The sequence below is a fragment of the Accumulibacter sp. genome (genome assembly GCF_032229525.1).
Classification (GTDB): Bacteria; Pseudomonadota; Gammaproteobacteria; order Burkholderiales; family Rhodocyclaceae; genus Accumulibacter.
This window is the reverse complement of sequence record NZ_JAVTWB010000264.1, coordinates 1-4,073: the sequence shown is the minus strand read 5'-3', so window position 1 is coordinate 4,073 and position 4,073 is coordinate 1. Positions and strand designations below refer to the sequence as shown.

Sequence of the window (4,073 nt, the reverse complement as noted above, 5' to 3'; positions counted from 1 at the left end):
GCTGGGCTGTCAGCGGTCATTTCTGCATCGGTATGGCCGGACCCAGAGGATGTCAAACAGGGAGTCGTCTACGGGCCGCAGGGTTTCGACTACACCGGGGAATTTGCTGGAGGTGGCGGGCCGATTACGCGCGTCATGCAAGGCGCGGAACCAGAAACGATCATCAAGACTGTCATCAAAACGGTCTACGTTGATCGTCCTGCCGCTTCTCCGACGCCAGGCGACGGCCTAGTTATGATCGATGGCATTCAAATCACTCCAGAGGCCGCTGTAATCGTCGCAGCACGTCAGGCAACCATCGAGACGCAGGATGCAGCGATAGCGTCCCTGAGGTCCGAGAATGAAGCCCTGGCGGCATTGTTGATGGCGACGATGCAATGAGAATAGAAGTTACCCTTACGGGCACTGAAGCAATCCACGAACAGTTCGCCCGGCTGAATCGTGCGGCGCAGTTCAAGGCGATGGCCAAAACGTCGCAAGAGCTTTACGACTACGTGGAGCTGGCAGCGGACAAGCACACCAAGACGGGCGCGTTGTTCCAGTCTGTTTTTCAAAAGCGCGAAGGGGAAACGTTTCTGATCGGAAACGATCTACAGCGCGCTCCGCATGCCGCATTTGTGCATTGGGGGACAAGGCCGCACGACATCCGACCAAAGCGGAAGAAGGTGCTTCGATGGGCTTCCGGCAATTATTTCGTCTTCGCAAAAGTCGTCAAGCACCCAGGATATAAAGGCGATCCATGGCTTAAACGCGCTGCGGCTATGGCCCCGGCAATCTTCGAGCGTCACGTTATCGCAACACTGAAAGGAAAATAATTATGGCCCTGACCAACACTTACAACGACGCTTATTTGAAGAGCCACGTCAACGAAGAGCGCGAACTGCGCGCTATTGATGAGGTAGCAGAATTGGGCACGTTCGCCGCAGATTGGAATAGTCGACTTGTCATTCTGCGCACGTACATCATCACCTGTCTGGAGTGCCAAGCGCAGCCAGATGACCTGTTCGCGGCAAAGTTGAGAAACTACCGCGACGAATTCGAGTCAGTTTTGAACCAGGCGCGCGCGGCGACAGATGACGACGAAGGCAATCCGTTGCCGACTCTTACCATCGCAATCGAGAGGGCCTGACATGGGATCGTTTGCTATCGGCCTATCGGCCCGCATCAAGACCGGTGGGGATTCCCCGCTGGTGCTGCTGGAAGCGCTACGCGACCGCCTGACACTTATACCAGGCGTCGCTACCTGCCGCATCGGGCTAGAAGAGAACATCTGCCCGGATGATTACCCAATCATTCGCCTGGTTCCGTCGCGCCTGCTCAGCGGATACGCTCTGACGGCCCGAAAGGCGGAATTGCTGATCTATTTTGGAATGCCAATCGCCCCGTTTGACGAAGAGCCAGACGACGATGGCCGGGTGCGACTGGAAAAGCTATACGCCGCGTTGTTTGAGATCGAAGGATTGATTAGGGCTGAAATCATCACAATGGGCGGCGTGTATCTCGAAACCATCACCGACGAGGACCGGCTGGACACTTACAAGCTCATGGCGATCCGGTGCGAGGTTAGCGGCTAGTCACCAACCCGAGCCAGCCTGTAAAGCGGGTCTTTCCCCGCGTTCACGATCTTCTCGACCGGCTCGCCATTCTTCGCTGCGATCCACTTCGCGCGGCTGCCCATGATCTTCGGGCCTTCCTTGTCGCCCGCCTCGATCAGGAAAGCCTGCTCTGCCTTGGCGCGATTCCTCGGCGCATTGCCGCTGAGGTCCCAACGGGGCACAAGCTTGCAAAGGCAGTGCGGATGAAAAGGTGGCTTTGGCGCTACCGGCTTGGGATAGCATCCGGGTCCAAGTCCGTACTTGTCCAGCTTGGAATGGAAATCGCAGATGTCCGTCCTGGGGTGCGCAGCCGACATGCGCACTTGCACGACATCAAGCATTTCGTCAGCCATGTATTCCCGCGCCTGCTGGTCTGAATACGCACGGTGTAGCTCAGTCCGCGCGATCCGGTTTGCAAAGTAGCGCATGCGCTCGTGGAACGCCACGTCGAGAACTTTCTTTAGCCTGGCCTCGCCAGCGCCTTTCTCAAACTCGTCAATTGCCTGAATGTATGCCGTACGCAGGTTCGGAGTCTTGAGCGTTGTCACCTGCGCCCTGGTGATGATCCGCTGCATTGCGGTCCGGGCGTTATCGTCTCTCAGCACTTCCCGCAGATACTTCGGGAGCTTCGGATTCGCCGGCGACAGTTTCAGCGGCTCGGCTTCCGCGACCCGGAAGCCGTAGCCCTCATAAATTTCCATAGCCAGCGCACGCGCGGATTGCATGCCCTTGGCGTGCCGGTTGACGATTCCGAATACCTCAGACGTAACTGCTTTGCCATGCCCGTACATGGCCGTCGACAGCTTCAAGCCGCCGATCTCAAGCGCCTTGATGGCTTGCACACCCATCGTGGTCCCGATTACCTGACCGTATGCGCTGGCCAGGGTCTCATAAAACACGCCGTCGAATTGCTGCAATGCCTTCTCAATTGTTTCACGCGGGATTGTTCCTGACCGCAATTGCTCCACCAGCCTGCCGAGCGAGTCTTCTGCGGCTGTGCGGATGGCCTGCTCAACCATTTCGAGCAGTTGAATGTAGGACGCCTCGTTCACAAGAGCGACGCCTGTTCCATGCGCGGCAACTGCAGCGCCTTGTTGATGATCCTGTACGCCTGATCGCGTGACACTCGCAGGCGGGCAATGAGCGCGTCCCTGACTTCGTTACGGCGCATTGAATCGAGAAGTGTTCGCGCCATTGCTACATGCTCCCGTTCAACCAGCACGCACTTTGCAAAATACACGCGCCTGCCGACTTGGGTACGCAGCACGGCGACGGCCCGGCGCTTGGTTACTTCGCACCCGTCAATGTGCATGATCTCATTGATTAGAGCTTCGAGGTCGGTCATAGCGCCGACACCTGCATCATGGCCGGGGGCTTGCTGGTCATCGGCAGCGCTGCGAAGGCGTAGGCAGCGGCGTCGACCGCGTCGTCATGCTCGCCTTCCGGGAAGCTCAGAAGCTCATCACGGAACCACGCAGGCACCTTGGCTGAGTCATGGCGCACCAGTCGCTGTTCATACCGGGTCAGCAGCGGCGCAAAGCGGGTTAGCTTGTCGCGGTCTGGCCGTATTCCGCGAACGGGTAGCGTGGTCGTGCGAGTAAGTTCCTGCACAACAGCCGCCTGATACTGCGTTTGCTCGATGGCGATGATCGCCGGATTCCAGCGCGCCGCTGCAGCCTTGATGCGCTGCAACACGTCATGGAATCCGCAGCGATAACGCTCTACTTCGCGGACGTAGATCGTGCCTGAGACAGGATCGCGGCTCATGGTCACGATGGCTGTCCAGTCTGCCCCCTGCTTCTCGCTGATGGCGAGGTCAACCGCCTGCACTACGGCAAGCCCTGGAGGGCAGTCGCCATCTATGAGCATGTCAGGCTTGACGAGGCCAGCGCCGAACGTTACAAACTCTGCCAGGTATTCCTGGCGGAAGACAAGATCGGGAAGCTCCGCCCGGTAGCGCGCCACTTCCTCGTCACTGATGTACGGATTAACGGTCGTTGGCATGTGCCACGATTGCCAATCCGTTTGCGCCGGGTCATCGCCACGCCTATACAGTTCGTGGAAGTAGTTGATCCCGTTCGGCGTACTGATGAACCATGCATCGCCCTGGTAGTCGGTCAGGGTCGGCGCGATGGCCTTCTCCCAGGCATCCTTGAGGTATCGCGCGTGTGCTGCCTCGTCAATGACCACCCGCGAATACTTCCGACCGCGCCCGGCGTCCGGGTCTTCCAGCGTCCAGAAATCCACCTTGCCGCCTGTTATCAACTCGATCCGCATCTCTGTCTTGTTGGCCTTGGCGGTGATCGGCTTCAGGGTGCGTTCCATGTCCGACCACACATCGAGAAGGAGCTTATATGTCGGCGAGAATAGCGCAACAGGCTTTCCCTCGACAGCGCCGCCTGGCATCAATCCTAGCCACTCAACCGCGAGCATCGTTTTGCCGAACCTGCGCCCTGCGCTGATGACCTTGAAGCGTGT

Annotated in this window: 7 protein-coding genes; 4 read left to right on the top strand and 3 right to left on the bottom strand. The window is 58.3% G+C overall.

Going from position 1 to position 4,073, the window contains the following annotated elements; all coding sequences use genetic code 11:
• From RUW20_RS20740 to RUW20_RS20725, 4 genes are all read left to right on the top strand, one after another.
• Window positions 1-381 (top strand): hypothetical protein (locus RUW20_RS20740; protein WP_313954117.1); only part of this gene is annotated, 381 nt, incomplete at its 5' end.
• Window positions 378-815: a hypothetical protein gene (locus RUW20_RS20735; protein WP_313954116.1), complete on the top strand. Its 438-nt coding sequence runs from the start codon at window positions 378-380 to the stop codon at window positions 813-815. The genes RUW20_RS20740 and RUW20_RS20735, both read left to right, overlap by 4 nt.
• A gap of 2 nt (window positions 816-817) precedes the next feature.
• Window positions 818-1,129 (top strand): hypothetical protein, encoded by a 312-nt coding sequence (locus tag RUW20_RS20730; protein WP_313954115.1) that lies wholly within the window; start codon window positions 818-820, stop codon window positions 1,127-1,129.
• A 1-nt stretch (window position 1,130) separates the two neighbouring features.
• Window positions 1,131-1,574, top strand: coding sequence for a hypothetical protein (locus RUW20_RS20725; RefSeq protein ID WP_313954114.1), 444 nt, complete (start codon window positions 1,131-1,133; stop codon window positions 1,572-1,574).
• On the opposite strand, the gene RUW20_RS20720 is transcribed toward RUW20_RS20725, so the two are convergent.
• From RUW20_RS20720 to terL, 3 genes are all read right to left on the bottom strand, one after another.
• Window positions 1,571-2,647, bottom strand: a complete 1,077-nt coding sequence (locus tag RUW20_RS20720) for a hypothetical protein (RefSeq protein ID WP_313954113.1) — start codon at window positions 2,645-2,647, stop codon at window positions 1,571-1,573. The two genes, RUW20_RS20725 and RUW20_RS20720, sit on opposite strands and share 4 nt — an antisense overlap.
• Window positions 2,644-2,940 carry a hypothetical protein gene (locus RUW20_RS20715; RefSeq protein ID WP_313954112.1) on the bottom strand — a complete coding sequence of 99 codons (297 nt, stop codon included), beginning with the start codon at window positions 2,938-2,940 and terminating at the stop codon, window positions 2,644-2,646. Before RUW20_RS20715 ends, RUW20_RS20720 begins: the two co-directional genes overlap by 4 nt.
• Window positions 2,937-4,073: phage terminase large subunit (gene terL / locus RUW20_RS20710; RefSeq protein ID WP_313954111.1), on the bottom strand; the 1,137-nt coding region annotated here is incomplete at its 5' end. The genes RUW20_RS20715 and terL, both read right to left, overlap by 4 nt.

What these genes read in the sequence shown, in the direction of transcription:
- RUW20_RS20725 (WP_313954114.1), top strand. Translation starts at nt 1,131, where the DNA reads ATGGGATCGTTTGCTATCGGCCTATCGGCCCGCATCAAGACCGGTGGG.
- RUW20_RS20735 (WP_313954116.1), top strand. Translation starts at nt 378, where the DNA reads ATGAGAATAGAAGTTACCCTTACGGGCACTGAAGCAATCCACGAACAG.
- RUW20_RS20715 (WP_313954112.1), bottom strand. Translation starts at nt 2,940, where the DNA reads ATGACCGACCTCGAAGCTCTAATCAATGAGATCATGCACATTGACGGG.
- RUW20_RS20730 (WP_313954115.1), top strand. Translation starts at nt 818, where the DNA reads ATGGCCCTGACCAACACTTACAACGACGCTTATTTGAAGAGCCACGTC.